A 15,539-nucleotide genomic window follows, 5' to 3' on the forward strand; every position below is an offset into this window, starting at 1 on the left:
AAAGAAGTGAAAAGACTTTGAGTTCGTATTGAAGCTATGATACAAATCATCTGTGTTTAACTACCGAGGACAATTATCATCCGCGATGATGAGAAGCAACACTGCGGATAATTGTAATATTATGGACAATATGTTCAGGATGTTTTTGCGTTTACCTTCACTTCTTCGTACCTCTTCCACTTTCTTGCTTGCGGGTGAGCAACACTGGCGCAACGCGCTTTAGTCCCTTCTTCTGCCTGAGCTGGCGCTGTGCGCTGAGCTAACTAATTTTATTTTTTGGTTTACTGCATGCAGTAGGCCCAAAGGACTATATTCTCAAGCAGGAGAAGCATCATGTTTTACTGGATATTATTAGGTCTGGCCATCGCGGCTGAAATTACTGGTACGCTTTCAATGAAATGGGCAAGCGTCGGCCATGGTAATTCGGGCTTTATTTTAATGCTGGTAATGATCGCCTTATCGTATATTTTTCTCAGTTTTGCCGTTAAAAAAATTGCCCTTGGTGTGGCCTATGCCCTGTGGGAAGGGATCGGTATTTTATTTATTACGCTGTTTAGCGTGCTGTTATTTGACGAAACCTTGTCCACATTGAAGGTGGCAGGACTGGCTTCACTGGTGGTCGGCATTGTGCTGATTAAATCCGGCACCCGAAAGCCTGTTAAACCGGGCAAAGAGGTGACCCATGCAACAGTTTGAATGGGTTCACGGTGCCTGGCTGGGTATGGCCATCGTGCTGGAAATCGTCGCTAACGTCTTTTTGAAATTTTCCGATGGTTTTCGCCGCAAGATTTATGGCGTGCTGTCGTTAGCTGCCGTGTTAGCAGCCTTTAGCGCGCTGTCGCAGGCGGTAAAAGGTATTGACCTTTCTGTTGCCTACGCCTTGTGGGGCGGATTCGGTATTGCCGCGACGTTAGCGGCAGGTTGGGTGCTGTTTGGTCAGCGTCTGAATAATAAGGGCTGGATCGGCGTGATACTGCTGCTGGCCGGAATGATAATGATAAAACTTGCCTGATATCCATGCTGCCCGTTAATGCGGGCAGCATGTGTTATTCCTGCGCTAACGCTTCCAGCTTCTCGCGAAAACCGGTCACGGATATGGCGCGATTATCTGCCCGCCAGCGATCTTTGGCTGCTGGAGCGGAGCTTTGCACACCAATCAACTGCCAGCCAGACTCTGTCTGCAACATCAATGGCGAACCGCTGTCGCCCGGGAGCGTGTCGCACTGGTGTGACAAGACGGTATTCTGCGCCCAGCCGGTCACCACACAATCCTGATGTGTGTACAGGTCGTCCAGATGATCTTCCGGATAGCCCGACTGCGTGACTTTACGCTCTGCAGTTTTTAGCGCCGCGGTTAACGCGTCTTTGTCCCCATCAAACAGTGGCAGCGGTGTGATGCCAGACGGCGGATTACGCAGCACCACCAGACCAAAATCCCACGGGGCTGCGGCAGGCGGCACTATCCAGCCATCACCATCGGCTTTTAAACGTTTGGCAAGTGAGGGCGCAACCCGGCCTTCAATGTCGTGGATTTCATAGCGCCAGAGACCCTTTTTAGACACGAAGCGCAATGCGACGGCTTTGTCCGGCTTACCTTTCGGGGGGGTGAGTAAACAGTGTCCGGCCGTCAGGGCCAGATGTGGCGAAATGAGCGTGGCGGTACACAGGTTACCGCTGGCGGTTTCCAGTTGCCCGATAGCGTCCCACGGCGATTGTGTAGGGTCAGTCACCTTTATGCGATCGTCATGACCAAAAAACAGCGTTTTTATATTTTCTGCTTCAGCGCTGTCCGTTGCAGGCTTGTCCGCATGTGCAACAACAGGAAGTAAACAAAGTGAACCCAGTAATACAGCAATGGTTTTATGCATATCACGCTCTGGTGGGGAATTATGATTATTAACAGCAAACCCTCAGTTAATACTATAGACGGGACGACGTGAAAGTGGGAGTAAAATCAGATAACTACATTCAGGCAAGATAAAAACGCATGGCGATGATGGCGCAAATTATCAGCGTAATAAGAATTAACTCAAAGCGGTAATGTGACACCATTTTACCCTCCGAAAAGGCGGCGCTACATCAGGTCGATCTAGCGCCGTATGCTATGGCGTGGGGGACGCCATAGTGACTACAAATGCGTTATGCTGCAGGTTGAGCTGCTGGTTTAGCAGTGTCGTGTTTTACTGCTTTTTTGGTGTGTTTTTTAGCGGCCTGAGCTTTCTGCTCTGGCGCTTTTTGTTCTGCAGCTGGTTTGGTTGCAGCTTTTTTGGTGTGTTTTTTAGCAGCCTGAGCTTTCTGCTCTGGTGCTTTCTGTTCTACAGCCGGTTTTGTGGTGGATTTTTTAGCGTGTTTCTTGGCAGCCTGTGCTTTCTGCGGTGCTGCTTTGTGCTGTTTTTTATGATGCGTGGTTTTTGCCGGCGCAGCTTTAGTGGTTGCTGCAGCAGCCGGAGCGGTTGTAGCAGTTGTTTCAGCAGCAAATGCAGCAGAAGACAGACCCATAGCAGCGGCAACAACCAGAGCTAATACTTTTTTCATTCTCATACCCTCGATTTGGTTTTTCATTCAACCCCACTGCGGGGCCGTTGAAATAACTATATCGCTGTAATCACAGGGCTTCCGTGAGTCATTGGTATCGGCGTGTAACGATATGTACAATGACTCACGGTATGAGATTACAAATAGCGGGCTTCCAGGTGGGCGCGGAAATAACGGCTGCTAAGCGGCTCTCCGGTGGCCTGGGTAATAAGCTGTTCAGTTGTGAAACGGCTGCCATGCTGCCAGATGTTCTGACGTAACCAGTCAAACAGGGGACCAAACTCACCTTGCGCAATAGACTGATTCAAATCAGGTAATGCGTGGTTAGCGGCACTGAACAACTGCGCCGCATACATAGCGCCCAAGGTATAGGAAGGGAAGTAGCCAAAGCCGCCGTCGGTCCAGTGAATATCCTGCATACAACCGTTACGATAGTTTCCGATCGTTGACAGCCCCAGCCAGGCCTGCATTTTCTCATTCCACAATGCCGGGATATCATCCACTTCAATATCGCCATTAATGAGCGCACGTTCGATTTCATAACGCAGGATCACGTGAGCGGGATAGCTCACCTCGTCGGCATCAACACGGATAAACCCGGGTTTGACCTGCTGGTTCCAGGCGATGAAATTGCTTTCTTCAAATGCAGCCTGATCGCCAAAGTAGCGCGTTACAGCAGGAATTAACCGTGTCAGAAAGGCTTTACTGCGTCCCAGTTGCATCTCAAAGAACAGACTCTGGGACTCATGAATGGCGGTGGAACGTGCCAGAGCGATAGGTTGCCCTGACCAGTTACGCGGAAGATTTTGCTCATAGCGGGCGTGACCGGTTTCATGGATCACGCCAAACAGCGCGCTGAGCAATTCGTTTTCATCATAGCGGGTGGTAATGCGAACATCTTCTGGTACGCCGCCACAGAAGGGATGTGCACTGATATCCAGCCGACCAGCGGTAAAGTCGAAACCTAGCTGTGCCATTGTTTCAAGACCCAACTCTCGCTGTACAGCTGTTGGGAAGGGGCCTACCGGGGCGATGAGCGACTGTTGAGATTGCTTTGCCACTACCTTGTTTAGCAGGTCGGGTAGCCAGCTTTTAACGTCCGCGAAAAGGTTGTCCAACTGCGCGCTGGTCATTCCCGGTTCAAAAATGTCCAGTAACGCGTCATACGGCGAACACCCTTTAGCTTCTGCGCGCAGTCGGGCTTCTTCGCGGCTATACTTCACAACCTCTTTCAGGTTTTCGGAAAATCCTTCCCAGTCATTTGCCGGTCGCTGGCTACGCCAGGCATGCTCGCAGCGGCTTCCCGCAAGTGATTTTGCTTCTACCAACGATTCCGGCAGCAGGGATGCCTGGTGATGCAGTCGCGACATTTCGCGCAGGTTCGCCTGTTCTACATCGTTGAGGTCTGCCTGTTGCGCTGCGGAGATCCACCTTGCCACTTTCGGATCGGTTAACAGTTGGTGTTCAAGCACGCTCAGCTCGGCCAGCGCTTCGCCGCGGGCTTTGCTTCCTCCTGACGGCATCATGGTAAACATGTCCCAACTGGCGATTGCCGAGAGGTGGGAGAAGCGAGATAGCCGCTGGAACGTGCGGGTGAGCTGATGGTAATTATCATTGCTACTCATTTTTTGTTCTCGTTCTGTTTAGGTGTGGTTAAGAAGTTTACCGTGATTCACTCACTTTTCATAAACACACCTTTATACCTGGTTTTTCGTAAAAGTTTTTTATAGCGAAAAGCCAACAGAACCACAAAACAGATGGCGTAGATAATAGGGAGCGGTGACAACACTTTTACCGACCATATGTAATGCAGCGGTAGCAAAATGGCGGCCAGGTAGACGTAGTTGTGCAATGTTTGCCAGCGTTTGCCCATTTTACGCTGCGCGGCTTGCGTGGAGGTCAACGTCAACAGGAATAAGATAATCCAACCGGTCATGCCCAGGGATAGCCATGGGCGTGAAACCAGTTCACGACCCAACAATCCCAGATTTTGTATACCCAGTTCCAGCAGAGCATAGCTGGCCATATGCAGTGTGGCCCATGCAAAACACCATAAACCTAACAACCGCCGGGTACGAAACAACAAAGGCTGCTTTGCGTAGCGTGCAAGCGGGGATACCAGCAAAGTAGCAAGCAAAAACTTTAGCGCGGTAATACCCGTAAAGTGCTGGATATCTTTTCCCGGGTCGGCACCCAACCCGCCATGCTGCGCGGCCCAAAAGAGCCATAGCAGGGGTAAAAAACCGGCGAGATGCAGCAGCACTTTCAGGCCGGTTATCTGTTTTGCGGTCAATCTCACTAAAAATACTCCCGAAGATCCATACCCCGATATAACGATGCCACCTCATCGGCATAACCATTAAAAGGTAACGTGGGCTGTCGCTGCACATCAAGAATGCCACCCGAACCGATAAACCGTTCAGTAGCCTGAGACCAACGAGGGTGATCGACCTGCGGATTTACGTTGGCGTAAAAACCGTATTCATTCGGTGCTGACATATTCCAGGTCGTCGGTGGCTGCTCACGCGTCAGCGTAATACTGACTATCGATTTAATGCCCTTGAAGCCGTACTTCCAGGGTACGGTCAGGCGTATCGGCGCCCCATTTTGCGGCGGCAATGCTTTGCCATATACGCCTACGGTCAGCAGTGTTAGCGGATGCATGGCTTCATCCAAACGCAGACCTTCAACATAGGGATATTTTAACCCACCGCCAATGAAGCGATCTTTCTGGCCGGGCATTTCATCAGGGGCGTAGCGAGTTTCAAAGGCGACGTATTTGGCGTGACTTGTTGGCTCAACCAGCGCCAATAATTTATGCAAAGGAAATCCGACCCACGGCACAACCATCGACCATGCTTCAACGCAACGCATCCGGTAAATACGCTCTTCTAACGGAAAGCGAGTGGTCAGAGCATCATGATCCAAGGTTAAAGGTTTGTTGACCTCACCGTTGATCGTCAATGTCCAGGGATCGGTTTTCAGACTACCGGCATTGGCGGCGGGATCTGCTTTATCCAGACCAAATTCATAGAAATTGTTGTAGCCCGTCACCTTCTCTTCTGGCGTCAGAGGCAGGCTGTTTTGCCAGCGCCCGGGCTTTGTAAATTCGAGCGCTTTGCCTGCGGGTGCTGGTGGACGATCGTTGCCTTTAAACCAATCCAACAAATTAGCCTGTGTAGGGGAAGACAGCGTGGCCGCCGCCGCGCCTATCCCAAGTGCTTTGAGGATTTGTCGTCGTTGCATAAAAAAAACTGATTCGGCTGTAACATCAGCTTCCCGAAGTGGACGTTTTTTCTGCATAACTTTTCCTTTTTATTTTCATGTTAAGGAAAACAAAGCGACGTTTCCCTGTTGATGCCTGGTGTGTCTATAACGACATACTGCGCGTATGCGTATCCCTGGATCCTCACGAAAAGTTAAAAATTTTGTGATAACTTCCGCCCCTTGCCTGAGGTAAGCTTTCAGCACGACGAGAGGGGGATGACACTGATGGCAGGCGCGAAAAAGATATTTTTGGTGGAAGATGACAGCGATATTGCCTCACTTTTGCAGCTTAGCCTGAAGGATGAGGGTTACGAGATAGTTCATGAAGCGGACGGCACGCGAGCGCTTGAACAACTGGAGAAACACGTTTGGGATGCCGTTATCCTCGATTTGATGCTGCCAGGTGTCGACGGGCTGGAGATTTGTCGTCGCATTCGCCAAATGAGTTTTTATTTGCCCGTTATTATTATCAGCGCCCGGACCAGCGAAACGCACCGTGTATTGGGGTTGGAAATGGGGGCCGATGATTATCTGGCCAAGCCTTTCTCGGTGCTGGAGTTGATGGCTCGGGTGAAGGCGTTGTTTCGCCGTCAGGAAGCGATGAGTCAGAACCTGCGTATGGAGGCGGGGATTATCACCGTTCATGGCGTAGAGATTGACCCTTTAGCCCGGGAAGTTCGGCTGCATGGTAAATCCCTCGATTTGACACCGCGAGAATTCGATCTGCTCTATTTTTTCGCCCGTCATCCAGGCGAGGTCTTTTCGCGCCAGGCGCTGTTAGATCAGGTGTGGGGCTACCAGCATGAAGGGTATGAGCATACGGTGAACAGTCATATTAATCGTCTGCGGACCAAAATTGAAAAGGATGCTGCGGAGCCGGAAATTATTCTCACGGTTTGGGGACGAGGCTATAAGCTTGCTGCGGTTAATGCGGAGCATCAGCCATGATTTATCGCCTGTCGCTGAGCCAGCGTCTGACTCTGGTCTTTACCGCCATTATGCTGATTTGTGCGGTTGCCGTCAGTGCTGTCCAGGTTCGCAGTAGCAAACAATATGGCGACGCGATGGTGCAAAGGCTCTCGCTGGAGCTGGCGAGCAAGATTGTCAAAAGTGAGTCGCTTATTGATGCCAGCGGGCAGGTTAATCGCCAGACCTTAAAAGGATTGTTTAATCACCTGATGACGCTCAACCCCAGCGTGGAGCTGTATCTGGTTTCACCATCAGGTGAAATACTCGCTGATGCCGCACCGCCGGGGCATATCCAGCGGCAGAAAATTAGCGTGCAGCCGATTCAGGATTTCCTTAACTCAGATGCGTTGCCCGTATATGGCAACGATCCGCGCAGCAGCCAGCAAAAAGTATTCAGCGCCGCGCCGGTTTTATATAACGGTGAGCTGCATGGCTATTTGTACATTATTCTGCAGGGCGAAGATCTGAATATGTTGGCGAATACCGCCTGGCAAAAAACGCTCTGGAATACCGTGGCCTGGACGTTAATACTGGTTTTATTAGCCGGCGGAATTGCAGGTTTTCTGGTGTGGCGATGGGTGACGAATCCAGTGAAAAGGTTGACTGGGCAGGTGGTCAAACTGGAACAGGACAGCATTAGCGTCATCAAACAGCTGGCGCAAAAAAATCCCGATCCGGCCCCGGCAAATGAAATTGCGTTGCTGAACAATGCGTTTATCGAGTTAGCGCAGAAAATTGCGCAGCAGTGGGATCTATTAGCGGACAGCGATCGTCAGCGCAGAGAGTTTATAGCCAATATTTCGCACGATTTACGCACGCCGCTGACTTCATTGCTGGGGTATCTGGAAATGCTGTCGCTGAAAGCCGATACGATGACGCCGGAGGAAAACCGGCATTATCTTAGTATCGCGCTGCGCCAGGGACATAAAGTTCGTCATCTGTCACAACAGCTGTTTGAGCTGGCAAGACTGGAGCATGGCGGTATAAAACCGCAGCGTGAACGTTTTGCTATTGGTGAATTGATCCAGGATGTGGCACAGAAATTTGATCTCCCTGTTGCCACGCGTCATTTGCAGTTGCACCTTGACGTAATGGGGCCGTTACCGCTGGTGAATGCCGATTTATCGATGATAGAAAGAGTTGTGACGAATCTGCTGGATAACGCTATCCGTCATACGCCTGACGGAGGTGAAGTGCGGCTAAAAGTCTGGCGTGATGCAGACCGTTTATTAGCCGAAGTGCAGGACAGCGGGCCTGGGGTAGAAGAAGCTGTGCGAGAAGTATTGTTTCAGCGCCCGACCGCGTTAGTTCCCCGTGAGCAGAGGGCTGAGCGCGGCGGCTTGGGCTTACTGATCGTGCGTAGAATGCTCGAGCTGCATGGAGGGGATATCAGCCTGGTTAGCTCAACGGCAGGGGCCTGCTTCCGTTTTTCGTTGCCGCTGGCGGATTCTCCCCTGAGTAGTTGACGGTGAAGTTCCGGAGTAAAGAGGGTTTTGGCATTGCCCCAATGGGCATTGCGTAAAAGTTGGTAGGTTGTCAGTGATAATGAGAATTTTTATCATGTATCGGTAATTCATCAACTTATCTTCGATGAGCGCAAGGAGATTGTATGTCACAGGATGCCGACAACCTGTATATCGCCAGGACCAAAGCAGTAGCTGGCTGCTTTTCAATGTTTTTACTGATGTTTGGCCTCACGTTTACCCCGTTGTTTTTCCCCGCGAGTCAGGACCTGCTTGCCAAAGGGCTACTTTTCCCGCTGTTGTTTGCATTGGAATTTGTTGTGCTGGTTCCGCTGTATTACTTCTTCTTCAGAAAAAGAGAGGGGCTGGGCAAAGGCATTTTCAACGCCAGGTGGTTTACCATTTTGTTTGCGGCGCTGCTGTTTATTCAGCTTATCCTGCCATTGATTTTGGGTCTCAGACAAACCGAAGCGTGGGTGACCAGCCAAATATCTTTAAGTAGTTACGCATTGTGGTTATCTACGTTGACTCTGATATTTATTGCGCCAGTTTATGAAGAAATTGTTTTCAGAGGCTGTTTATTCAACGCGTTCCAGTACTGGTTCAATAATAAAACCTGGCTGTCGTCAGTGGTGGTATCGGTCATTTTTGCCATCATGCATACGCAGTATGTGGATCTACGGACGTTGCTGATGTTGTTTCTTGTGTCGCAGGTTTTGATCATCGCCAGACTGAAAAGCAACGGCCTGTTGATGCCGATCATGCTGCATATAGTGATGAACGGGACGGTTATTGCTCTGCAAATGGGAGCCCAGACGTTACTACCTGATTCATAAAGGCGATGCCCGGAATCCGGGCATCGGGGATTATACGTGCAGACGATGGTGCAAACGTGCGCCGACCAGCAACGCCAGCACCAGCATCAGGGCGATAAATCCGCCCACGCCGTTCCAGCCGTAGCTGTGCCAGAATACGCCGCCGAGCGTACCGGCAATACTGGATCCCAGATAATAGCTGAACAGATACAGGGAAGAAGCCTGGCCTTTAGCGCGTTTTGCCCGTGGTCCAATCCAGCTGCTTGCTACGGAGTGCGCGGCAAAAAAACCGGCTGAAAAGAGCAGCATCCCGGCGAAGATCAGCCATAGCGATGTGAACAGGGTCATCAACAGTCCAACCAGCATCACGCCAGTTGAAAAGAGCATTACCGGGCCACGGCCATAACGAGTGGTCATAGAACCTGCTTTTGGCGAACTCCAGGTCCCGGTCAGATACGCCACAGATAACAGACCGACAACCGCCTGGCTGAGCTCCCACGGAGAGAGCATCAGGCGGTAGCCGATGTAATTAAACAGCGTGACAAACGATCCCATCAGTAAAAAACCTTCCGCAAACAGCAGCGGCAAGCCTCTGTCGCGCCAGTGCAAGCGGAAGTTGATAAACAACGTTTTCGGGCGCAGCGACGTTGGTCTGAAATGACGAGATTCCGGCAGGATTTTCCAGAACATCAGCGCAGAGGCAAGGGCAAAACAGCCGATCGCCGCCAGCGCGATACGCCAGTTAAAAAAGTCGGTAAACACGCCGCTGATCAAGCGACCACTCATACCGCCAATCGAGTTACCGCTGATATACAAGCCCATTGAGAAGGCGACGAAACTAGGATGAATCTCTTCACTCAGATAGGTCATCCCTACCGCCGCGACCCCGCTCAGTGAAAGTCCTATCAGCGCCCGCATGATTAAAATACCGTGCCAGCTGGTCATCATTGTTGAAAGGAGCGTACAACAAGAGGCGAGCAGCAGTGCGGTAACCATCACCGGCTTGCGGCCAATAGCATCTGAAAGTGGACCGGTAAACAGTAACCCTATCGCCAGCATCGCCGTTGAAATGGAGAGCGAAATACTACTGCTGGCAGGAGAGACACCAAACTCGTGCGAAAGCACAGGCAGTATGGGTTGTACGCAATAGAGGAGGGCAAAAGTCGCCAGTCCGGCGGAAAACAGCGCCAGCGTGACACGCATAAATGGGGATGTTCCGCGTTTGATAAAACCATCCGGCGGGGTAACTATCTGTTCATCAACATCGCTTGTTGGCGCGGTATCGACAGTTGTTGTACGGCTCACTTGAAATCCTTGCTCATCCAATTACGTCTACAGGACCAGCCTTAAGAGTATGAAAATCACAATATTCTGTCTAATATATTAATAATCTCAAATAATATTTTAAAAATATGAATATCGAACTGCGTCATTTACGTTACTTTGTGGCCGTTGCCGAAGAGTTGCATTTTGGTCGGGCGGCAGCACGATTAAACATTTCGCAACCGCCGCTAAGCCAGCAGATCCAGATCCTTGAACAGCAGGTTGGCGCCCGGTTACTTGCCCGAACTAACCGTAGCGTGGCGCTGACCTCTGCCGGAAAGCAGTTTCTTGCAGACAGTCGGCAGATCCTCGGGCTGGTTAATGAAGCCGCCGCCAGGGCTGAGCGTTTGCATTTGGGAGAAGCAGGGGAATTGCGTATCGGCTTTACGTCGTCGGCGCCGTTTATCAAAGCCGTTTCAGATACGTTATCTCTGTTTCGTCAAAGCTACCCGGCAGTGCATATGCAAACCCGCGAAATGAACACACGTGAGCAAATTGCCCCGCTCAATGAAGGGACGCTGGATTTGGGACTTCTGCGCAATACGCAGCTTCCGGAAACACTGGAGCGTGAAATCATTCTGCATGAACCACTGATGGCGATGATCCCACGCGCGCATCCGTTGGCGCAAAAACCCGTGGTCACGTTGGCCGAGCTGGCGAATGAGCCATTTGTCTTTTTTGACCCCCATGTGGGGACAGGGTTGTATGACGATATTCTTGGCCTGATGCGTCGCTATGGATTAAAACCGACGATTGCGCAGGAGGTTGGCGAAGCGATGACTATCATCGGGCTGGTGGCTGCAGGATTAGGGGTTTCTATACTTCCTGCTTCTTTTAAACGGGTGCAGCTATATGAAATGTGTTGGATCCCGATAGCGGAAGAAGATGCTGTCTCGGAAATGTGGTTAGTGTGGCCAAAGCATCATGAGCAAAGTCACGCCGCGCAACGCTTTCGTGAGCAGCTGCTAGCGGCCGTTCAGGCGATTAATTTAGTTTAAAAATGAGTGAAAATGTGCAGTAAATCACAAGGCTAAGTAAAAAGTTGACGGGAGCCATTGAAGTGCTTCACCATAGCCCGCAGATTATTTCGGAGCGCGAAAATAAAGGGAGTAAGTGGTGGTTGCTGATAGTCAGCCTGGGCATATCGATCAAATTAAGCAGACCAATGCAGGCGCGGTTTATCGCCTGATTGATCAGCTGGGTCCGGTATCGCGTATTGATCTCTCTCGCCTGGCGCAATTGGCGCCTGCCAGTATTACTAAAATTGTCCGCGAAATGCTCGAAGCGCACCTTGTGCAAGAGCTGGAAATCAAGGAAGCGGGCAGCCGCGGGCGTCCGGCAGTTGGGCTGGTTGTTGAAACGGAAGCCTGGCACTATTTATCCATCCGTATCAGTCGCGGCGAGATCTTTCTGGCACTGCGCGATCTGAGCAGCAAACTGGTGGTAGAAGATTGCCTTGAAATGGAGCTGGTCAGTGAAACACCGCTTCTGGAACGTGTTATTACCCAGGTCGACCAGTTTTTCATCCGCCACCAACAAAAGCTGGAACGCTTAACCTCCATCGCCATCACCTTACCCGGCATTATTGATACTGAAAACGGTATCGTGCATCGCATGCCATTTTACGAAGATGTCAAAGAGATGCCGCTGGGCCAGGCGCTTGAGAACCATACTGGCGTACCGGTCTATATTCAGCATGATATTAGCGCCTGGACCATGGCTGAGGCGCTTTTCGGCGCATCGTGTGGTGCGCGCGACGTCATTCAGGTGGTGATCGATCATAACGTGGGTGCCGGGGTAATCACTGACGGTCATTTACTGCATGCAGGCAGCAGTAGCCTGGTGGAAATTGGCCATACGCAGGTGGATCCGTACGGTAAACGCTGCTACTGCGGTAACCATGGTTGTCTGGAAACGATCGCCAGCGTCGACAGCGTGCTCGAACTGGCGCAGGTGCGCTTGAAGCAGTCAATGAGTTCTTCTTTACACGGACAACCGCTGACGGTAGACGCACTGTGTCTGGCGGCAATGCAGGGTGATTTATTGGCGAAAGATATCATTAGCGGCGTCGGGACCCACGTCGGCAGAATTCTTGCCATCATGGTGAATTTGTTCAACCCGCAAAAGATATTGATTGGGTCTCCGCTCAGTAAAGCGGCAGATATCTTGTTCCCCACCATCGCTGACAGCATTCGTCAGCAGGCACTTCCGGCTTACAGTCAGCATATAGTCGTTGAAAGTACGCAGTTTACCAATCAGGGGACGATGGCGGGGGCGGCGCTCGTTAAGGACGCGATGTATAACGGTTCTTTGTTGATTCGTCTATTACAGGGTTAACATTTTTTAACTGTCGTACGAAAAATTGCGCTATCTCAAGCTGATCCTGGTCGTCATACCTTAGACTTTCTCCACTGTTTTATTTTCCTGACTTATATTTTCAAAGCATAACGGTGGAGTTAGTGATGCTGAAGCGTTTCTTTATTACAGGTACAGACACTTCTGTTGGGAAGACCGTGGTTTCCCGCGCATTACTACAAGCGTTAGCGTCAGGGGGTAAAAGCGTTGCGGGTTACAAACCTGTAGCCAAAGGCAGCAAAGAGACGCCCGAAGGTCTGCGCAACAAAGATGCGCTGGTGCTGCAAAGCGTGTCCACTATCGAACTGCCTTACGAAGCGGTCAACCCGATTGCGCTCAGCGAAGACGAAAGTAGCGTAGCGCATAGTGGTCCGGTCAATTACACCCTGTTATCCAACGGTCTCGCAAGCCTCAGCGAAAAAGTCGATCACGTTGTCGTGGAAGGCACCGGAGGCTGGCGGAGCTTGATGAACGATCTGCGTCCGTTATCGGAGTGGGTGGTGCAGGAACAACTGCCGGTGCTGATGGTGGTGGGTATCCAGGAAGGCTGTATTAATCATGCCATCCTCACCGCACAGGCGATTGCCAGCGACGGACTGCCGCTGATTGGCTGGGTCGCGAACCGAATCAACCCGGGGCTGGCGCATTATGCGGAAATCATTGATGTGCTGGGTAAAAAATTACCTGCCCCGCTTATCGGTGAACTGCCTTATCTGCCTCGTGCAGAGCAGCGTGAGCTGTCGCAGTACATCCGTCTGTCAATGCTCGGCAGCGTGCTGTCGGTAGATAGAGTCGTGGCGTAACGTACGCGACAGCACCGACGCCAGGACACAGGCAATCAGTAATCCGGGGAGCAGGCGATACTCCCCGGTCATTTCACAAACCATCAAGGTCGACATTATTGGTGCATGCGTGGTAGCAGCCAGTAGCGTGGCCATCCCCGTTAAGCCCAGCAAAATAGCAATTTCATCTGAGCCCGGAAGCCATAATCCCCATACCTGACCCAGCAGCATGCCCACCGACAAGCCGACAAACAGCGTTGGCGTAAACACGCCACCTGGCGCACCGGATCCACTGCTGGCAAGCACCGCCAGTAATTTGCAGATAAAAATCCCGCTAACTACGGCCAGCAGCGGTGGCGAAAGTAAATATGACTGCACCACGCTGTAGCCATTACCCCAGACCGCAGGCGTGAGCAATGAAAGCAGGCCAACGATCAACCCACCAAGCGCCAGTTGCCACGGCGGCGAGAGTTTTAAGCGCAAAAAACCATTATGGCTGGTGGTCATCAGCCACATGAAGAGCGGTCCGCAGATGCCAGCAGCCAGACCGGTGCTGACAATCATAACGTATTCCAGAGTATGCAATTCCCGAGACAGGTGAACGGTATACAGCAGCGCATTGCTGTCGCTAAGCAGATTGGTGGTGAGTAATGCGACTACGGCGGACACCACTACCGGTCCCAGTGATGCGAGGATCAGCGTGCCAAACAACACTTCGGCAATAAATAAACTGCCCGCCAGCGGGGCATGATAGGCTCCGGCCATACCCGCAGCGGCGCCGCAGGCAATCCATAACTTCCATTCTGTACGTGGGGTAAAGCGTTGAGCAAAGCAGGAAGCCGCCAGCGCCGCCAGTAAAATCATGGCACCTTCGCGTCCGATAGCGCTCCCGCTGGCGACAACCAGTAACGAGGCCAGCGATTTCACCAGGCTTGCACTGACGTCAAATTGTCCGTCGGTTTGTAGAGCTTCCATATAATCAGTGGGAGCCTGTGGGCGTAAACGGTTAAATTTTTGCCAGCCCCACAGTAGTAATCCAGCCGCCAGACCGCCGAGTGCAGGTGTCAGCATACGCCTTAAAGGCGAAAGGTTTGTCGCAGCGTTGACCAGACTCCCCGTGTTATTGCTCAGAAACAACCATTCGAGAAGCAGCATGGCATGACGAAATCCTGCGACGGCCAGCGCAGCAAGGACGCCAATCAACGCGGCGATCAGCAGACGGCGGAACATGGCGCGCAGGTCAGGATAAGCATGTAAATGATGCATGTGTGGCCAGAGAGGAAGTTTCAGACGTTTTATTTTGCGGCTATTTAACAACAGAAGCAAAAGCTCAGCGTGCGCAACAGGATGCACCACAGGCAGTATGCATCCTGCCTGTGACGAAATTAACGAAACAAAGGCTTATCGGCTACCGGGATCAATAACTGTGATTGCCACTGTGCCAGCGTCAGACGCGCCAACTCACCCAGCGCCTGATAGAACGGGTGATCGGCTTTTTCGATAAACACATTAAGGAAGCGCGATGACCATGGGAACAGATGCCAGGCCAGCAGCTGTTCGCACTCGGTGTGGCGTTCGTTCTCAGCAAGCCAGGCCGTCAGCAACAGTAGTGAACCAAAGTGATCTTCTGGCTCATTTTGCTGCATAGCAAACTGGATACCGTTGTCACGCATCCACTGACGCAGAGCCAGCGTGGAGTCGCCAAACAACACGTTTTCACGATCCAGCCAGACGGATCCCCAGGGCGGAGAAGGGAGCGCATAAGGGCCAACAAACAGACGTTGCCAGGCTTGCGGGAGAGACTCATCGGCCTCAGCCTGAAACTGTGCAACTAACGGCGAAAGCGTTGTCTTTTCAAGCGGCCACTGCGCCTGCCAACCATCGTTGCTTAACGCACTGACCAGTGCCGAAGCTTCGGCACTGTCTGGGGCATAGTAAAACAGCGCGCCGAGCACACGCGCTGCGGTGGAAAAGTTGTCACGTTGTGAAAAATGGGTCATGCAAACAATCCTGAACAGTGCGGGTTGCCC

General features: G+C 51.6%; 16 protein-coding genes. 8 read left to right on the plus strand and 8 right to left on the minus strand.

What is annotated here, in order from left to right; translation table 11 throughout:
* The first annotated feature begins 330 nt into the window (after nt 1-330).
* Both mdtJ and mdtI read left to right on the plus strand, forming a co-directional pair.
* Nucleotides 331-696 (plus strand): multidrug/spermidine efflux SMR transporter subunit MdtJ, encoded by a 366-nt coding sequence (mdtJ, locus tag WN16_RS14925; protein WP_161799268.1) that lies wholly within the window; start codon nt 331-333, stop codon nt 694-696.
* A complete protein-coding gene (gene mdtI, locus WN16_RS14930) occupies nt 683-1,012 on the plus strand; it encodes a multidrug/spermidine efflux SMR transporter subunit MdtI (protein ID WP_003028939.1) in 330 nt (109 codons plus the stop codon). Before mdtJ ends, mdtI begins: the two co-directional genes overlap by 14 nt.
* 34 nt (nt 1,013-1,046) lie before the next feature.
* Here the strand turns inward: mdtI and WN16_RS14935 are convergent, their stop codons facing one another.
* The 5 genes from WN16_RS14935 to msrP all read right to left on the minus strand — a co-directional run bounded on the left by WN16_RS14935 (nt 1,047) and on the right by msrP (nt 5,838).
* Complete coding sequence (locus WN16_RS14935) at nt 1,047-1,868, minus strand: serine protease (RefSeq protein WP_003843576.1); 822 nt, start codon at nt 1,866-1,868, stop codon at nt 1,047-1,049.
* A gap of 271 nt (nt 1,869-2,139) precedes the next feature.
* Entirely contained in the window at nt 2,140-2,535 is a 396-nt protein-coding gene (asr, locus tag WN16_RS14940) for an acid resistance repetitive basic protein Asr (protein WP_003028934.1), read from the minus strand.
* Nucleotides 2,536-2,672: 137 nt separating this feature from the next.
* On the minus strand, nt 2,673-4,160 hold the full coding sequence (locus WN16_RS14945) for a carboxypeptidase M32 (protein ID WP_044699870.1): 1,488 nt from the start codon (nt 4,158-4,160) through the stop codon (nt 2,673-2,675).
* A gap of 47 nt (nt 4,161-4,207) precedes the next feature.
* The gene (gene msrQ, locus WN16_RS14950; RefSeq protein ID WP_003843582.1) at nt 4,208-4,834 is read right to left on the minus strand and encodes a protein-methionine-sulfoxide reductase heme-binding subunit MsrQ; all 627 of its coding nucleotides are present in this window, start codon (nt 4,832-4,834) and stop codon (nt 4,208-4,210) included.
* Entirely contained in the window at nt 4,834-5,838 is a 1,005-nt protein-coding gene (gene msrP, locus WN16_RS14955) for a protein-methionine-sulfoxide reductase catalytic subunit MsrP (RefSeq protein ID WP_044699866.1), read from the minus strand. The genes msrQ and msrP overlap by 1 nt, the downstream gene beginning before the upstream one ends.
* A gap of 189 nt (nt 5,839-6,027) precedes the next feature.
* On the opposite strand from msrP, the gene WN16_RS14960 reads away from it, so the two are divergent.
* From WN16_RS14960 to WN16_RS14970, 3 genes are all read left to right on the plus strand, one after another.
* Nucleotides 6,028-6,750 carry a response regulator transcription factor gene (locus tag WN16_RS14960; protein WP_003028928.1) on the plus strand — a complete coding sequence of 241 codons (723 nt, stop codon included), beginning with the start codon at nt 6,028-6,030 and terminating at the stop codon, nt 6,748-6,750.
* Entirely contained in the window at nt 6,747-8,237 is a 1,491-nt protein-coding gene (locus WN16_RS14965; protein ID WP_003028927.1) for an ATP-binding protein, read from the plus strand. Before WN16_RS14960 ends, WN16_RS14965 begins: the two co-directional genes overlap by 4 nt.
* 143 nt (nt 8,238-8,380) lie before the next feature.
* Nucleotides 8,381-9,070 carry a type II CAAX endopeptidase family protein gene (locus WN16_RS14970; RefSeq protein ID WP_003028926.1) on the plus strand — a complete coding sequence of 230 codons (690 nt, stop codon included), beginning with the start codon at nt 8,381-8,383 and terminating at the stop codon, nt 9,068-9,070.
* Between the two features lie 30 nt (nt 9,071-9,100).
* Here the strand turns inward: WN16_RS14970 and WN16_RS14975 are convergent, their stop codons facing one another.
* Nucleotides 9,101-10,354, minus strand: a complete 1,254-nt coding sequence (locus WN16_RS14975; RefSeq protein ID WP_003028925.1) for an MFS transporter — start codon at nt 10,352-10,354, stop codon at nt 9,101-9,103.
* Between the two features lie 107 nt (nt 10,355-10,461).
* Here WN16_RS14975 and WN16_RS14980 point away from each other — a divergent pair, with 107 nt between their 5' ends.
* The 3 genes from WN16_RS14980 (at nt 10,462) to bioD (ending at nt 13,530) form a co-directional block, all read left to right on the plus strand.
* Nucleotides 10,462-11,370: a LysR family transcriptional regulator gene (locus tag WN16_RS14980; RefSeq protein WP_003836337.1), complete on the plus strand. Its 909-nt coding sequence runs from the start codon at nt 10,462-10,464 to the stop codon at nt 11,368-11,370.
* A gap of 118 nt (nt 11,371-11,488) precedes the next feature.
* The gene (gene mlc / locus WN16_RS14985) at nt 11,489-12,709 is read left to right on the plus strand and encodes a sugar metabolism global transcriptional regulator Mlc (protein WP_044699862.1); all 1,221 of its coding nucleotides are present in this window, start codon (nt 11,489-11,491) and stop codon (nt 12,707-12,709) included.
* Nucleotides 12,710-12,834: 125 nt separating this feature from the next.
* Nucleotides 12,835-13,530, plus strand: a complete 696-nt coding sequence (bioD, locus tag WN16_RS14990) for a dethiobiotin synthase (RefSeq protein ID WP_003028922.1) — start codon at nt 12,835-12,837, stop codon at nt 13,528-13,530.
* Here the strand turns inward: bioD and clcB are convergent.
* Nucleotides 13,486-14,775, minus strand: coding sequence for a voltage-gated ClC-type chloride channel ClcB (gene clcB, locus WN16_RS14995; protein WP_044700060.1), 1,290 nt, complete (start codon nt 14,773-14,775; stop codon nt 13,486-13,488). The two genes, bioD and clcB, sit on opposite strands and share 45 nt — an antisense overlap.
* Before the next feature lie 119 nt (nt 14,776-14,894).
* Nucleotides 14,895-15,509 carry a Tat proofreading chaperone DmsD gene (gene dmsD, locus WN16_RS15000; protein ID WP_003028918.1) on the minus strand — a complete coding sequence of 205 codons (615 nt, stop codon included), beginning with the start codon at nt 15,507-15,509 and terminating at the stop codon, nt 14,895-14,897.
* Nucleotides 15,510-15,539 lie beyond the last annotated feature (30 nt).

It is taken from the genome of Citrobacter sp. ABFQG, assembly GCF_004322975.1.
Lineage (GTDB): Bacteria > Pseudomonadota > Gammaproteobacteria > Enterobacterales > Enterobacteriaceae > Citrobacter > Citrobacter freundii.